The sequence below is a fragment of the Kineococcus sp. TRM81007 genome (assembly GCF_022669155.1).
Lineage (GTDB): Bacteria > Actinomycetota > Actinomycetes > Actinomycetales > Kineococcaceae > Kineococcus.
In genome coordinates, this window is record NZ_JALBVB010000037.1 from 1 (window position 1) to 15,483 (window position 15,483).

A 15,483-nucleotide genomic window follows, 5' to 3' on the forward strand; every position below is an offset into this window, starting at 1 on the left:
GCCGTAGCGGCGCACCTGCCCGCACACCAGGTCCAGGTAGTAGCGCAGGTCGCGGTCGGGCACCACGGCGCGCGCGGTGCCGTTCTCGTCCTCGTGCACGGTGGGGCCCAGCTGCTTGCCGGTCAGGCGCACCAGCAGGTCGGCGGTGTGCCCGACGCAGTGCGCGGCGGTGACGGGGTCGTTGATGCCGGGGGACAGGGCCTTGACGGCGATGTCGGTGAGCTGGCGGAAGCCGAAGGCGGAGTCCTGCTCGACGGTGCGCTCGTAGCCGAGGGCGACCGCCTCGTGCACCCGCTCGGCCAGCTCGGCCCGGCCCTGCTCGTCCAGCCCCGGCGCCCACGCGCTCGCCAGGGGGGAACCGGTGACGACGTGGTCGCCGGGGCGGACGTCGATCCAGACCAGGGCGTCGTGCTCGCGCGCGGCCGCGACCAGGGCCTCGACGTCCACCAGGCGCACGAACCCGCTGCGCACGGCGGCGATGCCCGTGCCCGCGGCCCAGTCCGCGTCCAGGTCGTCCGGGGTGCGGCGCGGGGGGTCGTCCAGGGAGGGGTAGAACGCGTCGATCGCCTTCAGGGCCTCGTCGTGGACGGTCAGCATCATCGTGTCCACCCGCAGCAGGCGGGTGAGGTGGTGGATGAAGCCCAGCACCGAGGCCATCGAGGCGATGCCCAGGGCGAACGCGATGAACAGCGCCGCCGCCGGCGGCGGCTGGTCCGAGCGCATCCCGCGCAGCACGGTCAGCGAGAAGACGAACGTGGCGACCAGCACCGCCAGGACGGCTTTGGTCCACGGGTCGCGCATGAAGTCGCGCAGCAGGCGCGGGGAGAACTGCTGCGAGGCCAGCTGCAGGGCCACGACCGTGAGGGAGAACGTCATCGAGATGACGCTGATGGAGGCTCCCGCGATGGCCTGCAGCATGGTGCTGGCCCCGTCGGTGCCGCCGGGCCAGGCCAGGCGCGAGAGCAGCGAGGACTCCTCCGGGCGCAGCTGCGCCAGCACCAGCCCCGCGGCCAGCGCCACCGCGCCGGCCACCCCCGGCCACAACCACACCTTGGCCCCGGACCGCTCGACGCGCCGGGTGCTGCTGTCGTCCCCCCTGCTCACGCCCTCCCCCTACCCCGTCGGAGGCGGAGACCACCGCAGCGGTGGGACCGGTCCCGGCGCGCGGCGCCGCCCCGCGGCGGGGGCGTGTGGGGCGCTGCCCGCCCAGCGCCGGGAGCGTCAGCGCCGGGGGACGTCACGGCCGTGCTCGTCGCCGGGGGAGAGCTGCTGCGCGGCGATGCTGCCGGTGGCCGAGGAGATCGCGGCGTGCTCCGCGCCGCTGGCCCACTGGGCGATCAGCACGGTGGCGTCGTCCTGCAGGACGCCGTTCTGATGATCCAGGACCGCGTGCACGATGCGGCGCAGCGTCTCGGGCGCGGCCAGCCCCGCTGCCGCCGAGCGGCCCAGCTGGTCGACCAGCCGCTCCAGGCCGTAGAAGTCCCCGCCGGGGCTGCGGGCCTCGGGGATGCCGTCGGTGTAGAAGACGACCTGGTCGCCGGGCTGCAGCCACTCCTCGGCGACGCTGGCCCCGCCCCCGCCGAGGCCGAACATGATGCGGTGCCCACCGGTGAGCTCCTTGACGACCCTGCCCTCGCGCAGCAGCAGCGGCGGCAGGTGCCCGGCGTTGAGGTAGCGCAACCGCCCGCTGGGCAGGTCCAGCTCGGCCAGGACCCCGGTGGCGAAGCGCTCGCCGTGCCCGTGGACGCCGACGTGCTCGTCCAGGGTGCGGGCGCTGTCGCGCAGGCCGTCGCCCTGGCGGCGGCTGTTGCGGTAGGCGGCCAGCGCGATCGCCGCGAGCACGGTGCCGTTCAGGTCGTGGCCGGTGGCGTCGAAGACGGCCAGGTGCGCGGTCTCGTCCAGCACGCTGTAGTCGAAGGCGTCGGCGGCCACGTCGTAGGCCGGCTCCAGCAGCCCGGAGACCACCAGGCCCTCGCAGCCGAACGTCAGCGGCGGCAGCAGCCGCCACAGCAGCTCCGAGGCCACCGAGCGGGCTTGCGGTGCCGGATGCGGGTCAGGCCCTCGCCGTAGGGGCCCTTGGCCACGATCAGGTGCCCGGCCAGGTGGGCCAGCAGCCGGCAACGCTGGATGCAGAGCGCATCGTCCAGGTCGGTGCCCTCGGGCAAGCCCACCTCCAGCACCCCCAGGCGGTCCACCCCGTCCAGCACCGGCAGCCACACGCCCCGCCCGCGCGCCGAGGACCACGGCATCGGCTCCACCGTGCGGAAGCACCGCCCCGCCAGCGTGGTGTCCACCCCCTGCACGCGGCGCCCGGACACCCCGACCGCCGGGGCGGGCACCAGCACGCGCTGCTCGTAGTCGACGAGGTAGAGCACCGCGCTCCAGCCCAGCTGAGCTGCGGCCTCCGCCAGGGCGTCGGGCAGCTGACCGGGCGTGATCAAGTGCACGCGGTCCAGCAGCGTGCTGAGCGCTGCCAGCGTCCGCGCGTCCTCGTGCGTGTCCTCGTGCGTGTCCTCGTGCGACGTCACCACCGCTGCGACGCTAGGCCATCGCGACCGCGACGGCTCATCCTCGGGCCCGGTCGGGGCCCGCGCACCGCGGGCCGGCCGGTGCTCCACGGCCCACCGGTGCTCGGGTGGCGGACGGGTGCGGGCGCCCTATCCTTCGCCTCGAGCACTGCCCGCCGCACCCGCTGCGCGCTCCCCGGCGGCCGGGCCCGCCCGGGGCACCGCGGCGCGGACGCGCGCCGGTGCGCTGCGGGCGTGCCTCTGCGTTGGCGACTCCGTTGGCGGCGTGGTGGAGGAGGTTCTCGTGTCCGGTGTCTCGGCGGCCGGGGTGGCCCTGGCCGTCCTCTCGGTGTTCACCGGGGTGGTGGCCGTCGTCGCGGCACTCGCCCTGGTCGCGGCGATCGTGGTCGCGCTCGTCGGTGCGGGGGTCGCGGGTGGGGTGCACCTGGTGGTGTGGACCGCTCTGGCGGTCTCGCGCTTGCGCGCCCGCACGCGTCGGCCCGGCGCTCCGATCGCGCACCCCGTGCCGCAGCTGCCGCGCGCGCGCCGAGCCCCGCGGGCGCACTCCGCGAAGCACGCGCAGCGCGCGGCCTGAGGTCGGGGTCTCACCCGCTCGGGGTGGGTGGTCCCGCCCCGTGCCGGCGGAACCGGCGGGCCGGGCAGTGCCGGGCACGCCCTAACCTCGGGGCGTGCCGCCCCGCTCACCCGCCCCCGCCGGCCGGCGCGCGTGAGCGGTGTCCTCACCGGCTTCGTCGTCGTGGCGTGCGTCGTGGCCGTCGGCTACCTCCTGGGGCGCACCGGCGCCCTCGGACCGGGCGCGCAGGCGGTCGTCTCGCGGCTGGTGTTCTTCGTGGGAACCCCCGCCCTGCTGGTGCGCACGCTCGCCGGCACCGACCCGCGCGAGCTGCTGTCGGAGCAGGTGACGCTCACCGGCGCGGGGGTCGCCGCCTGCGCGGTGCTGTGGTGGGTCCTGGCGCGCCGGCGCCTGCACCTGGGGGTGCGCGAGGCCGTGATCGGGGCCCTCGCCTCCTGCTACGTCAACGCCGTCAACATCGGGCTGCCGGTGGCCGCGTACGTGCTGGGCGACCTGACGGCCGTGCTGCCGGCGCTGCTGCTGCAGATGGTGGTGCTGTCGCCGGTGGCGCTGGCGGTGCTCGACCTCACCGGTGAGCGCGCGCGGGCGCCGGGTCGCGCCGCCCGCGCGCGCCGCCTGGTGGCGCCCCTGCTGAACCCGATCCTGCTGGCCGGGGCCGCCGGGCTCGCCCTGAGCGCCACCGGCGCGTCCCTGCCCACCGCGCTCGACCGGCCCCTGGAGCTGCTGGGCGGCCTCGCCGTGCCGGGGGCGCTGCTGGCGTTCGGCATGTCCCTGCACGGGCGGGTCTCGGCGAGCTGGCGGCGCGCCGACGTCCTGCTCGCCACCGCGCTGAAGGCGTTCGTCCAGCCCGCGGTGACGTACGCGGCGGCCCGGTGGGGGCTGGGGGTCGGCCCCGCGGGCACGTACGCCGCGACCGTGGTCGCCGCCCTGCCCACGGCGCAGAACGTCTTCACCTTCGCGGTGCGCTACGGCGCCGGGATCGAGCTGGCCCGCGACACCGTGCTGCTGACCACGGTGCTGTGCGTGCCCGTGGTGCTGCTCATCAGCGTGCTGCTGCCGCACGGCTGACCCGGCGGCGCCGGGCGACCGGTGGCGCGGGGCTCAGCGCACGGCGCGCCACGCCTCCCACGCGGAGGAGACGATGTCGCGCAGGTCCTTCGAGGCCGTCCAGCCCAGCTCCTCGCGGATGCGGGTGACGTCGGCGACCAGCTGCGGCGGGTCGCCGGCGCGCCGCTCGCGCACCTCCGGCTCCACGTCGATCCCCGTGACCTCCCGCACCACGCGCAGCACCTCGAACACCGAGGCGCCCGTGCCGGTGCCGACGTTGAAGACGTCGTGCGCCTCGCCGGCGGCGTCGCCCGCCAGGTGGTCCAGCGCCGCCAGGTGCGCCTCGGCCAGGTCCAGCACGTGCACGTAGTCGCGCACGCAGCTGCCGTCCGGGGTGGGGTAGTCGTCACCGAACACGACCGGTGCGCGGCCGGCGTCCAGCGCGGTGAACACGATGGGGACCAGGTTCATCACCACGGAGTCGCCCAGGTCCGGCCAGCCGGCACCGGCGACGTTGAAGTAGCGCAGGTTCGCCGAGCGCAGCCCCCACGCCACCCCGGCGGCGCGGTTCATCCACTCGCCCACGAGCTTCGTCTGCCCGTACGGGTTGATGGGCTCGGCCGGGCCGTCCTCGCGCACCACGTCGACCTGCGGGGCGCCGTAGGTGGCGGCGGAGGAGGAGAACACCAGCCGGCCCACCCCCGCGTCCTGCATGGCCTGGAGCAGGTTCGCCTGGCCGCCGACGTTCTGCTGCCAGTACCGGGCGGGCCTCTCGACGGACTCGCCGACCTGCTTGCGGGCGGCGAAGTGGACCACGGCGTCCACGGAGTGCTCGGTGAAGGCGGCGCGCAGCACCTCCTGCGCACCCTCCGCGGCCAGGTCCACCCGCACCAGGGGGGAGTCGCCGACCCGCTCGGCCCGGCCGTTGGACAGGTCGTCGACCACCACCACGTCGTCGCCGCGCTGCTGCAGCAGCCGCACCACGTGGGAACCGATGAAACCCGCACCGCCCGTGACCAGAACGCTCATGGTCGCGAGCGTATCCAGCCGCCCGGCCGCCACGGGGACGTGTTCACGAGCGCTTCACCCCCGCGGGTGATCCCGCGTGCATAGGCTCGTCGCGTGTTCGTCCTCGACAACCGGGTCCAGCCCTACGCCTGGGGCACCGCGCACGCCATCCCCGAGCTGCTGGGCACCGAGCCCGACGGGCGGCCCCAGGCGGAGCTGTGGATCGGCGCCCACCCCGCGGCACCGTCGACGGCGGTGCCCGCCGCCGGTGGGCGGGCGCTCCCGCTGGACCAGGTGGTCGCCGCGGACCCCGCCGCGGTCCTCGGGCCGCACCGCCGCCGCGACCGGCTCGGCTTCCTGCTGAAGGTCCTCTCCGCCGGCGCACCCCTGTCCCTGCAGGCGCACCCGGACCGCGCCACCGCGCGGCGGCGCCACGCCGAGGAGGAGGCCGCGGGCGTCCCGCTGGACGCCGCCCACCGGCTCTACCGCGACGACGAGCACAAGCCGGAGCTGCTGTACGCGCTGGAGCCGTTCGCCGCCGTGGCCGGCTTCCGCCCGCCCGCCGCGGCCCGCGAGCTGCTCGCCGGGCTCGACCTGCCGGAGCTGCCGCCCGCCGCGGCCGGCCTGCTCGCCGACCTGCTCGCCGACCTCGCCGGCACCGACGAGACCGCCGCGCTGCGCGCCGCCACCGCCCGGCTCCTGGAGGCGGGCGAGGAGGCCGCCGCACCGCTGACCGGCGCCGTCGCCACCGCCTGCCGCGACGTCGACGACGACTCCGCCCGCTGCGTCGCGCTGCTGGCCGAGCACCACCCCGGCGACGCGGGCGTGCTGGTGTCCACCCTGCTGAACCAGGTGCGCCTGGCGCCGGGGGAGGCGCTGTACCTGCCGGCGGGCAACGTGCACGCCTACCTGTCGGGCACCGGCGTGGAGCTCATGGCCAGCTCCGACAACGTCCTGCGCGGCGGGCTGACCCCCAAGCACGTCGACGTGCCCGAGCTGCTGCGCGTGCTCGACTTCCGGGTCCTGCCGCCGCCGCTGCTGGCGCCCCGGCGCCCCTCCGAGCGCGAGGCGGTGTTCGCGCCCGGCGACGTCGACGACTTCGCCCTCACCGTGCTCGACGCGCGCCCCGGCGAGACCACCGCGTGGGAGCGCGCGGTGCCGCGCTCCCTGCTGTGCCTGGAGGGGGAGGTGCGGGTGGCGTCCACCACCGGTGAGGTCGTTCTCGCGCGCGGGCGCTCCGCGTTCGCCACCGCCGCCGAGCACCCGCTGACCGTCACCGGCGCGGGGACCCTGGTGGCGGCGTCCCCCGGCGGCGCCTGAACCGCCCCGACGCCAGGGCGCGCGCCAGCACCGGCGCCGCCAGCAGCATCACCAGCAGCCGCAGCACCTGCACGCTCAGCACGAACGTGGCGTCCGCGCCCGAGTCGACCGCCGCGGCCAGCACCGCGTACAGCCCGCCGGGCGTCGTCGCCAGGTAGGTGTCCAGCAGCGGCAGGCCCGTCGACGCCGACAGCAGCGCCGCCAGCCCCGCGCTGCCCAGCACCCCGACCGCGATGAGCGCCAGCGCCGCCGGCAGCACCCGCGCCACGCCCGCCAGGGACGCCGCGGTGAACCGCAGCCCCACCTCCAGGCCGACGAGCGCGTACGCCGTCGCCTCCAGGGCCGCCGGAACCCGCGCACCGCCGGTCAGGCCGCCCAGGGAGACCACCGCGGTCAGCAGCAGCGGTCCCAGCATCGACGCGGCCGGCAGGTGCGCCCGGTGGCCCAGCCAGCGCCCGGCCACCCCGCAGACCGCCACCAGCAGCAGCCCCGCCCACGGCGGGCCGCCGTCCGCGGCCGGTGCCGCGCCCTGCGAGCGCACCCCGAACGCCAGGTGCAGCACCACCGGCAGCGACAGCACCACCACCAGCACCCGCACGTACTGCACGACCGCCACGACGCGCTCGTCCGCGCCGAGCTGGCGGGCCATGACCACCAGGCCGCCGGCGCCCCCCGCCACCAGCGCGAACGCGCCGGTGACCGGGTCCACGCCGCGGTGCCGGCCCAGCAGGGCGCCGGTGCCCAGGCTCAGCGCCAGGGTGCCCAGCGTCACCAGCAGCACCGGCAGCCAGTGCTCGGCGAGCGCGGCCAGCGTCGACAGCTGCACGAGCGTGCCGATCGTCACCCCCACGACGGCGTGGGCCGCGGTGCCCGTGCCGCGGGGCAGCTCCAGCGGGCGGGGCACCACCAGCGCGTGGACCAGCCCCGCGAGCAGCCCGGCGAACAGCGCCGGCGACGGCAGGCCCAGCGCGCCCAGGGCCGCCGCGGCGCCGACGGTCGCCGCCGCCAGCACCAGGGCGTGCGCGAGGGTCCGCACCGCCGGTGCGCGGGGGGTCCGCGGCACGCTCAGGCGCGCGGCAGCCGGGCGTCCACCCGCTCCTGCTCGGCCACCGTCCCCGGCAGCGTCCCCAGGTCCGGGGTGAGCACCACCGAGCCGCCGCGGCACCACGCCGCCAGCGGCCCGCGCACCGCGTCGGCGGGGCCGGCGTCGGTGAGCAGCCGCACGCCCACCGGCCACGCCGCACCCGCCGCGGCGGCCTCGCCCAGCAGCGAGCCGTGCGCGAGGTCGTCCAGGGCGCCGTCGCCCGGCGCCGGTTCCGCGAGCGGCGCGTGCACGTCGCCGTAGCCGGTGACCACGCGCGCGTAGTCCAGCACCCCGGCCGGCACCTCCGCCCCGAAGGACGTCGCCAGCGGGGCCAGGGAGACGGCCACCCGGTCGGCGGGGCCGTCCGCGAGGGCGGTCGCGTCCGAGGAGACGAGGACGTCGGCGTCGCCGCGCGCACCGGTCAGGGCGTGCGCGCCGGTGGACAGCACCGCCAGCTGCCACACGAGGGTGCGCCAGTGCGCCGGCAGGTCCAGGGCCACGCGGGTGCCGGGGCCGGCGTCGAACTCCTCCTCGAGCAGGTTCGCCGTCTTGGCCACCCAGTTCCCGAGCACCCGCGCGGACAGCTCCACGCGCTCACCCGTCTCGGCGTACCGCTCGCCGTAGAAGGTCAGGCGCGGGGCGGTGGGGTCGTCGGCGAGGAGCGTCTGCAGCAGCGCGGGCACCGAGCGGGAGGTGGAGGGCGGCACGCCCCCACGCTACGTGCGTCGCCCCGACCGCACCCGCCGGGCGGCGCGAGCCCCCGGCCCCCGTCCCGAGCCCTGCTCCGTCCCCGCCCCCGCCCCCGCCCCTCCGTGATCTTGCACGCGTGAGCTCTCACCCGTGCAAGACCACGGTGATCGGGGAAGTCGCCACTTCCTCGGTCACCGCGAGGGAGGGGTGGGGGGCGGGATCGGGCGGTGGGAGCGGGGCGGGGGAGAGCGGGGCGCGGCGGCGTCGGCGCGAGCCGCTAGCGTCCCGGCGTGCCCGCAGCCCCCCGCACCGACGCCGCTCCCGCCGCCCCGGCCGCGCACCCCGGCCCGGCCTGGGCGGGGGTGCTGCTGACGCGGGTGCCGGTGGTGCTGGCCGCCGCCGTCGCCGCGGTCACCGCGGTGGCCGTGCCCCTGGTGCTGCTGGACCTGTGGGCGCCGTGGACCGCCGTGCCGGTCTGCCTGGTCGCCGCTGCGCTCGCCGGGCGCCTGGCGTGGGCCGTGCCGGTCGTGCCGGCCCCGGCGTGGGCGGCGCTGCTCAGCGCGGCCGTGGCCGTCGGCGGTGGCCTGTGGGCCGCGCTGACCCGCGCCGAGCACGTCGTGCTGCGCCGCGACGCCGGCTCGCAGGCCCTCTACGCGCACCACCTCGCCACCCACCACGGCCTGCCGGTGGACCCCTCGCTCGCGGCCCTCGGCGGCGCGGAGGCGCTCGCCGACCCGAACGTGACGATCGCCAGCCCCGCCTTCTACGAGGTCGGCACCGACGTCGTGCCGCAGTTCCTGCTCGGCGCGCCCGCGCTGTACTCGCTGGGGGAGTGGGCCGCCGGCTGGGAGGGGCTGCTGCTGGCGCCGGCCGTGGTGGCCGTGGCCGCGCTGCTGGCGGTGGCGGGCCTGGCCGCGCGCGTCGTCGGACCCCGCTGGGCCCCCCCGGCCGTGGCGGTGTTCGCCCTCGCGCAGCCGGTGCTGCACGTGAACCGCTCCACGTACTCGGAGGTCCCGGCCCTGCTGGTGCTGGCCGCCGCCGCCTCCGTCCTCGTCGCGGCCACCGCGGCGACGGCCACCCCCACGCTCGCCGCCCGCCTGGGCGGCGGCGCGGGACTGCTGCTGGGCGCGTGCGGGTTCGTGCGCATCGACTACCTGCGCGAGGTGGCGCTGCTGCTGCCCGTGGTGGCGGTGCTGGCCGCGCTGCGGCACCCGGCGGCACGGGCGCTGCCGGCGGGCGCGGCCGTCACGACCGTGCTGGCCGCCGCCGCGGCGGTGACGTACTCGCGACCCTACCTGGGCACCATCTCCGGTTCGCTGCTGCCGCTGGTGGCCGCGCTCGCCGCCCTGGGCGCCGCCTCGTGGCTGGGCGTGCGCCTGGCGCGTTCCGGCCGCCTGGCGCGGGTGCGGTGGCTGACGAGCCCGCGGCTGGCGCCGGCGCTGTGCGCGGTGCTGGCGCTGGTGCTGGTGGGGCTGGCCAGCCGGCCGCTGTGGCTGGTGGTGCGCCAGGACCCCGCCGACCCCGGCAGCAGGCTCGTCGCCGGTCTGCAGCAGGCGCAGGGGCTGCCCGTGGACGGCGGGCGCACCTACGCCGAGCACTCGGTGGACTGGCTCTCCTGGTACCTGGGCTGGCCGGCGGTCCTCGCCGCGGGCGCGGCCGCCGTGGTGCTGCTGGCGCGCCTCGTGCCGGCCCTGCAGGGGCGCACGCCGCTGCCGGCGTGGTCGGCGCCGTTCGCGGTGGCCGTGGGCTCCACGCTGCTGACGCTGTACCGCCCCGGCATCACCCCCGACCACCCGTGGGCGGACCGCCGCTTCGTGCCGGTGGTGCTGCCCGCCGTCGTGCTGCTGGCCACCGCCGCGCTCGCGTGGGCGGTGCGCGTCCTGGCCGCCCGCACCGCCCGGTGGGGGACGGGGGCGGCGGTCGTGGGGGCGCTGCTCCTGCTCGTGCCGACGGCGCTGGCCACCGCCCCGCTGGCCGGGCAGCGCACCGAGCGCGGCCAGCTGGCCGCCGTCGCCGAGGCGTGCGCCTCGTTCGAGGACGGCGACGTCGCGCTCGCCGTGGACCCGCGCTCGCGCAACGAGTGGCCGCAGGTGCTGCGCGGCACGTGCGGGGTGCCCACCGCCTCGATCGTCGTGCCGACCTCCCAGGGGCGGCCGGGCACGCAGGAGTACCTGGACGTGCTGCGCTCGGCGGTGCAGCGGCAGGCGGGACGGGTGCGCGAGGCGGGGGGCCGCCCCGTCCTCGTCGCCGCCGGCGGCGACCTCGCGGCCGCGGACACGCTGCGCGCCCTGGGCGTGACCGAGCCCACGACGGTGACGCGCGTGCGCACCAGCGAGGACGAGCGGGTCCTCACCGAGCGCCCCGACGGCGGCCAGGCGATCACCGTGGAGCTGGTGACCGGCGTCGCCCCCGAGCCCGCCGGGGGAGCCGCCGCCTGAGGCGCCGCGTCAGGGCAGCTTCGCCCGCGAGCAGCGCGTCACGTACGGCATGTCCAGCGTCCCCGCGCCCGTCAGCTGCGCCTCTGCCTGCGCGCGCACGTCGGCCAGCACCTCGCGGCGGCGCTCCTCGTCGAGGGTGATGACCCAGCTGCGCGACATCGTCAGCTCCAGCAGCCCGTCCACGGTCATCGGCTGGTCCCAGCGCACGTCGTAGCGCTCCACCGGCCCGAACGGCGGGCCCACGCGCGGCGCGAGGCTGCCCAGCTGCTCCTCGCCCGGGCCCGGCAGGGTGCGGTCCAGCCGGGCCACCCAGTCCACGGACGTCTCGCGCACGTTCCACAGCAGCCCCAGCCACCCGCCGGGGCGCAGCACCCGCGCCACCTCCGGGGCCGCCGCGTCCGGGTCCACCCAGTGCCACGCCTGGGCCATGACGACGGCGTCGACGCTGCCGTCGGGCAGCGGCACCGACTCGCCGGTGCCGTCGAGGACCTCCACGTCCGGCAGGACGCGCGCGAACTCCTCGCGCATCCCCGGCGTGGGCTCGACCGCGACGACCTCCAGGCCGCGCGCCACGAGCAGCCGGGTGAGCTTGCCGGTGCCCGCCCCCAGGTCGAGCACGCGGCGCGCGCCGGGCGGCAGCACCCAGTCCAGGGCCTCGGCGGGGTAGCCGGGGCGGGCGCGCTCGTACACGGCGGCGGCCGCGCCGAAGGAACGTGCCTGGGCGGTGCGCTGCGCCCTGCGCTCGTCGGGGTCCACGGGCACATGCTGCACGTCGCGCGGGCGCGCGTCGCCGGGAGCCCCCCGCGCCGCTGGGTAAGCTCCCCAGCGCCATGGCACCCGAACTCCCCGCAGACGCCGTCGCGTCCCCGCCCGCCCCGCCGGCGCCCGCAGGCGGGCCCGGCCCGCTGCCGCCCCCGGTGGACGAGGACGTCGCGCCCGTCGCCACGATCGTGCTGCCCTGCTACAACGAGGAGGCGCACGTCCTGCTCGAGATCGAGCGGATCACCGCCGCCATGGACGCCGACGGCATGGCGTACGAGCTGCTCGCGGTGGACGACGCCTCCAGCGACGGCACCCTCGCGGTGCTGCGCGAGGCCGAGGCCCGCTTCCCGCACCTGCGGGTGGTGGCGTTCCGCCGCAACGGCGGCTCCGGCACGGTGCGGCGCATCGGCACGCAGATGGCCCGCGGCGAGATCGTCGTGTGGACGGACGCGGACATGACGTACGAGAACGAGCGCATCCCCGAGCTGGTGCGGGTGCTGCTGGAGGACGACTCCTACGACCAGGTCGTGGGGGCGCGCACCACCGAGGAGGGCAGCCACAAGGTGCTGCGGGTGCCGGCGAAGTTCGTCATCCGCAAGGTCGCCGAGGTGCTGGCCAAGCAGCGCATCCCGGACCTGAACTCCGGCCTGCGCGCCTTCCGCAAGTCGGTCTCGCTGCCGTACCTGCGGCTGCTGCCGCCCGGGTTCTCCTGCGTCACCACGATCACGCTGGCGTTCCTGTGCAACCAGCACGACGTGAAGTACGTGCCCACCGCGTACGCCAAGCGCGCGGGCACCTCGAAGTTCCACTTCGTCAAGGACGCCTACCGCTACATCCTGCAGGTGCTGCGGATGGTCATGTACTTCGAGCCGCTGCGGGTGCTGATGCCGCTGGCGCTGTTCCTGTTCGGCCTGGGCTTCGTCAAGGCCGTCACCGACATGTTCCGGCACGCGTTCTACTTCCCGGCGAACACGGTGCTGCTGCTGGTGTCCGGGCTGCTCATCGGGTCGGTGGCGCTGCTGGCCGACCTCGTGGTGCGCTCGCGGGACTCCGCGTGAGCGGCGCGGACGGCGTGGACGAGGAGGGGCGGCGCGTCGTCGTGGTGGGTCCGGCCCACCCCGCCAAGGGCGGCACCGCGCTGCACACCACCGAGCTGGCCCGGCACCTGGCCGCCGGGCCGGGCGCGCGGGTCCAGCTCGTCTCCTGGGCGCGGCAGTACCCCACCGCGCTGTACCCGGGGCGCCCGGAGGTGCCCGACGGGGTGCCGGAGGTGCCCGCGTTCGAGCCCACCGTGCGCTCGCTGGTGTGGAGCTCGCCGGCGTCGTGGGTGCGCACCGGCCGCCGCGCCGCGGACGCGGACCTGGTGGTGCTCACCCACGTGGTGCCGCTGCAGGTGCCGGCGCTGCTGGGGGTGCTGGCGGGGATGCGCTCGGCGGGCTCGCGCGCCCGCACGGTCGTCGTCGCGCACAACGTGCTGCCGCACGAGTCGCGGCCCGGGGACGCGCTGCTGGTGCGCCGGCTGCTCTCGAGCGTCGACGGGGTGCTCGTGCACACCGACGCTCAGGCGGACCTGGCCCGGTCCCTCGGCGCGGTGCGCGTGGAGGTCGCCGACCTGCCCCCGCACCTGCCGGGCGGGCCGCCGCTGCCGGGGCCGGCGGGCTCGCCCGCGCCGGGCGACGGCGGGGTGCGGTTGCTGAGCCTGGGCGTGGTGCGCGGGTACAAGGGCGTGGACGTGCTGCTGGAGGCGCTGCGCGCGGTGCCGGGGGTGCGGCTGACGATCGCCGGGGAGCTGTGGGGCGACGCGGGCCGCGCGGTGCGCGAGCTGGCGTCGGCGCCGGACCTGCGCGAGCGCGTGGAGCTGCGCGAGGGGTACGTGCCCGCCGCCGAGCTGCCGGCGCTGCTGGCCGCGCACGACGCGCTGGCGCTGCCGTACCGCTCGGCCACCGCCTCGCAGAACGCGCTGCTCGCCTTCGCGCACGGGCTGCCGGTGGTGGCCACCCGCACCGGGTCCTTCCCCGCGCAGGTCCGCGACGGCGTCGACGGCGTCCTGGTGGAGCCCGGCAGCGCGCCGGCCCTGGCCGAGGGGCTGCGCCGCCTGGCGGACGGGGGGCTGCAGCGGCTGCGCGAGGGCGTGCAGCCGCCGGACCTGGAGGAGCCGTGGTTCGCCTACCTGGCGGCGCTGCGCCGCGCCGCCGAGGGGACGACGACCGCCGCCCCGCCCGGCGGGCGGCTGCTGGCCGTCGCCAAGCGCGGCGCCGAGCACGCCCTGTGGACCCGGGTGGGCGTGCAGCGCCGCGCCGGTGAGCTCCTCGCCGCCCGCGAGCTGGGCGCCCCGCCGGCGCGCCGGCCCGTGCCCAGCGGCGTGCCGCGCACCGGGGTGCTGCAGGACGCCGCCGAGGTCGCCGACGCCGTGGCGCAGGCGAAGCGCCTGCGCCTGCCCGCGCACCCGGACTCCCCGAAGAACTGGGACGCCCTCGGTGCGGTCGCCGCCGTCCTCACCCTCGCCGACGACGGATCGCGCGCCGCGCGGGTGCTGGACGCCGGCAGCGCCCGCTACTCGCCGGTGCTGCCGTGGCTGCGGCTGTACGGCTTCGGCGCCGAGCGGGGGGCGCTGGCGGGCATCAACCTGGAGTTCGGTGCCCCCGTGCACCGCGACGGGGTGGAGTTCCGCCACGGCGACGTCACCGCCACCGGCCTGCCGGACGGCTCGCTGGACGCGGTGACGTGCCTGTCGGTCATCGAGCACGGCGTGCCGGTGCCGGCGTTCCTGGCTGAGACGGCGCGCGTGCTGCGCCCGGGCGGGGTGCTGTGCGTGTCCACCGACTACGACGCCGACCCGCCGGACACGACGGGGATCACCGCCTACGGCGCCCCGGTGCGGATCTTCTCCCCGGACGACGTGCGCGAGCTGGTGGCGCAGGCGGACCGGGTGGGGCTGGAGCTGGTGGGGGAGCTGACCGACGAGGTGCTCGCCCACCCCGAGCGCCCGGTGCACTGGGCGCGCACCGGCCTGGACTACACGTTCGTGCTGCTGACGTTCCGCCGGCGCTGAGCGGCGTGCTGGGCCGGGTCCTGGCGCTGCTGCGCTCGCCGTGGGTGCGCGGCGGCTTCCTGCTGCTGGCCCTCGCGCTGGCGGTGGCGTACCTGGTGCGCGAGCGCACCGCCATCGCGGACGCCTGGGACCGCCTGGACGCGCTCGCGGTCCTGGCCGCGCTCGCGCTGTCGGTGGCGAACGTGGCGCTGTCGGGCGCGTCGTGGCGCGCGGTGCTGGCCGACCTCGGCTCACCGCTGGCGGTGCGGGACGCGGCACGGGTGTTCTTCGTCGGCCAGCTCGGCCGGTACGTGCCGGGCACGGTGTTCCAGTTCGTCGCCCAGGCGGAGCTGGCCCGCGACCTGGGGGTGCCGCGCCGGCGCACCGGCTCGGCGCTGGTGGTGGCGCTGCTGGTGTCGATGACGACGGCCGGGCTGCTGGTGACGGGCGTGCTGCCGTTCGCGCTGCACGGCGCGGACGTGCCCGGGGGTGCGTGGGTGGGCGCGCTGCGCTGGGCGGCGCCCCTGCTGCTGGTGCTGCTGGTGCCGGCGGTGCTGAACCGGCTGCTCGGGGTGCTGCTGCGGCTGGCGCGGCAGGAGCCGCTGGAGCACCCGGTGACGGCCCGCGGGGTGCTGGCCTCGGCGGGCTGGGCGCTGGCGTCGTGGCTGGCCGTGGGGCTGCAGGTGTTCGTGCTGGTGCGCTCGCTGGGAGCCGGGTGGCCGGTGGGCCGGCTGCTGGCGCTGGCGGTGGGCGGCTACGCGCTGGCGTGGGTCGTCGGGTTCCTCGTGGTCCTGGCGCCGGCGGGGGCGGGGGCGCGGGAGGTCGTCCTGGCGGCGGTGGTGGCCCTCGCCGCGGGCGGCGGGGCCCCGGCCGTGGTGGTCCTGGGCTCGCGGGTGCTGCTGACGGCGGCGGACCTGCTGCTGGCCCTGGCGGCGCTGGCCGCGACCCCGGGCGCCCTGGTCCGCCTGCGCCGCGCCCGCTCCCGCCCCCCCTCCTCGCGG

The 15,483-nt window shown here is 77.6% G+C and carries 14 protein-coding genes; 7 read left to right on the plus strand and 7 right to left on the minus strand.

Annotated features, from left to right (window positions below; genetic code table 11):
- The 3 genes from MN205_RS04985 to MN205_RS21560 all read right to left on the minus strand — a co-directional run.
- A partial coding sequence (locus tag MN205_RS04985; protein ID WP_242124910.1) for a DUF2254 domain-containing protein occupies positions 1 to 1,104 on the minus strand: 1,104 nt, incomplete at its 3' end.
- 117 nt (positions 1,105 to 1,221) lie between these two features.
- On the minus strand, positions 1,222 to 2,025 hold the full coding sequence (locus MN205_RS04990; RefSeq protein WP_242124912.1) for a PP2C family protein-serine/threonine phosphatase: 804 nt from the start codon (positions 2,023 to 2,025) through the stop codon (positions 1,222 to 1,224).
- The gene (locus tag MN205_RS21560; protein WP_242124915.1) at positions 1,986 to 2,531 is read right to left on the minus strand and encodes a GAF domain-containing protein; all 546 of its coding nucleotides are present in this window, start codon (positions 2,529 to 2,531) and stop codon (positions 1,986 to 1,988) included. Before MN205_RS21560 ends, MN205_RS04990 begins: the two co-directional genes overlap by 40 nt.
- A 280-nt stretch (positions 2,532 to 2,811) precedes the next feature.
- On the opposite strand from MN205_RS21560, the gene MN205_RS05000 reads away from it, so the two are divergent.
- On the plus strand, positions 2,812 to 3,102 hold the full coding sequence (locus MN205_RS05000) for a hypothetical protein (protein WP_242124917.1): 291 nt from the start codon (positions 2,812 to 2,814) through the stop codon (positions 3,100 to 3,102).
- Between the two features lie 132 nt (positions 3,103 to 3,234).
- A complete protein-coding gene (locus MN205_RS21565) occupies positions 3,235 to 4,170 on the plus strand; it encodes an AEC family transporter (RefSeq protein ID WP_242124920.1) in 936 nt (311 codons plus the stop codon).
- A 33-nt stretch (positions 4,171 to 4,203) separates the two neighbouring features.
- Here the strand turns inward: MN205_RS21565 and galE are convergent, their stop codons facing one another.
- Positions 4,204 to 5,178, minus strand: coding sequence for a UDP-glucose 4-epimerase GalE (gene galE / locus MN205_RS05010; protein WP_242124921.1), 975 nt, complete (start codon positions 5,176 to 5,178; stop codon positions 4,204 to 4,206).
- Positions 5,179 to 5,271: 93 nt separating this feature from the next.
- On the opposite strand from galE, the gene manA reads away from it, so the two are divergent.
- Positions 5,272 to 6,477, plus strand: coding sequence for a mannose-6-phosphate isomerase, class I (gene manA / locus MN205_RS05015; RefSeq protein WP_242124924.1), 1,206 nt, complete (start codon positions 5,272 to 5,274; stop codon positions 6,475 to 6,477).
- Here the strand turns inward: manA and MN205_RS05020 are convergent.
- Both MN205_RS05020 and MN205_RS05025 read right to left on the minus strand, forming a co-directional pair.
- A complete protein-coding gene (locus tag MN205_RS05020) occupies positions 6,431 to 7,513 on the minus strand; it encodes an AbrB family transcriptional regulator (protein ID WP_242124925.1) in 1,083 nt (360 codons plus the stop codon). The two genes, manA and MN205_RS05020, sit on opposite strands and share 47 nt — an antisense overlap.
- Positions 7,514 to 7,542: 29 nt before the next feature.
- The gene (locus tag MN205_RS05025; protein WP_242124927.1) at positions 7,543 to 8,268 is read right to left on the minus strand and encodes a TIGR03089 family protein; all 726 of its coding nucleotides are present in this window, start codon (positions 8,266 to 8,268) and stop codon (positions 7,543 to 7,545) included.
- 273 nt (positions 8,269 to 8,541) lie between these two features.
- On the opposite strand from MN205_RS05025, the gene MN205_RS05030 reads away from it, so the two are divergent.
- Positions 8,542 to 10,689, plus strand: a complete 2,148-nt coding sequence (locus MN205_RS05030) for a hypothetical protein (protein WP_242124929.1) — start codon at positions 8,542 to 8,544, stop codon at positions 10,687 to 10,689.
- 9 nt (positions 10,690 to 10,698) lie between these two features.
- Here the strand turns inward: MN205_RS05030 and MN205_RS05035 are convergent, their stop codons facing one another.
- Complete coding sequence (locus tag MN205_RS05035; RefSeq protein ID WP_242124931.1) at positions 10,699 to 11,445, minus strand: class I SAM-dependent methyltransferase; 747 nt, start codon at positions 11,443 to 11,445, stop codon at positions 10,699 to 10,701.
- 74 nt (positions 11,446 to 11,519) lie between these two features.
- Between MN205_RS05035 and MN205_RS05040 the strand changes: the two genes are divergently transcribed.
- From MN205_RS05040 to MN205_RS05050, 3 genes are all read left to right on the plus strand, one after another.
- Positions 11,520 to 12,509, plus strand: coding sequence for a glycosyltransferase family 2 protein (locus MN205_RS05040; RefSeq protein WP_242124933.1), 990 nt, complete (start codon positions 11,520 to 11,522; stop codon positions 12,507 to 12,509).
- Positions 12,506 to 14,503 carry a glycosyltransferase gene (locus MN205_RS05045; RefSeq protein WP_242124935.1) on the plus strand — a complete coding sequence of 666 codons (1,998 nt, stop codon included), beginning with the start codon at positions 12,506 to 12,508 and terminating at the stop codon, positions 14,501 to 14,503. Before MN205_RS05040 ends, MN205_RS05045 begins: the two co-directional genes overlap by 4 nt.
- A 5-nt stretch (positions 14,504 to 14,508) precedes the next feature.
- Positions 14,509 to 15,483: lysylphosphatidylglycerol synthase domain-containing protein (locus tag MN205_RS05050; RefSeq protein ID WP_242124936.1), on the plus strand; the 975-nt coding region annotated here is incomplete at its 3' end.

What these genes read in the sequence shown, in the direction of transcription:
- galE (WP_242124921.1), bottom strand. Translation starts at nt 5,178, where the DNA reads ATGAGCGTTCTGGTCACGGGCGGTGCGGGTTTCATCGGTTCCCACGTG.
- MN205_RS05040 (WP_242124933.1), top strand. Translation starts at nt 11,520, where the DNA reads ATGGCACCCGAACTCCCCGCAGACGCCGTCGCGTCCCCGCCCGCCCCG.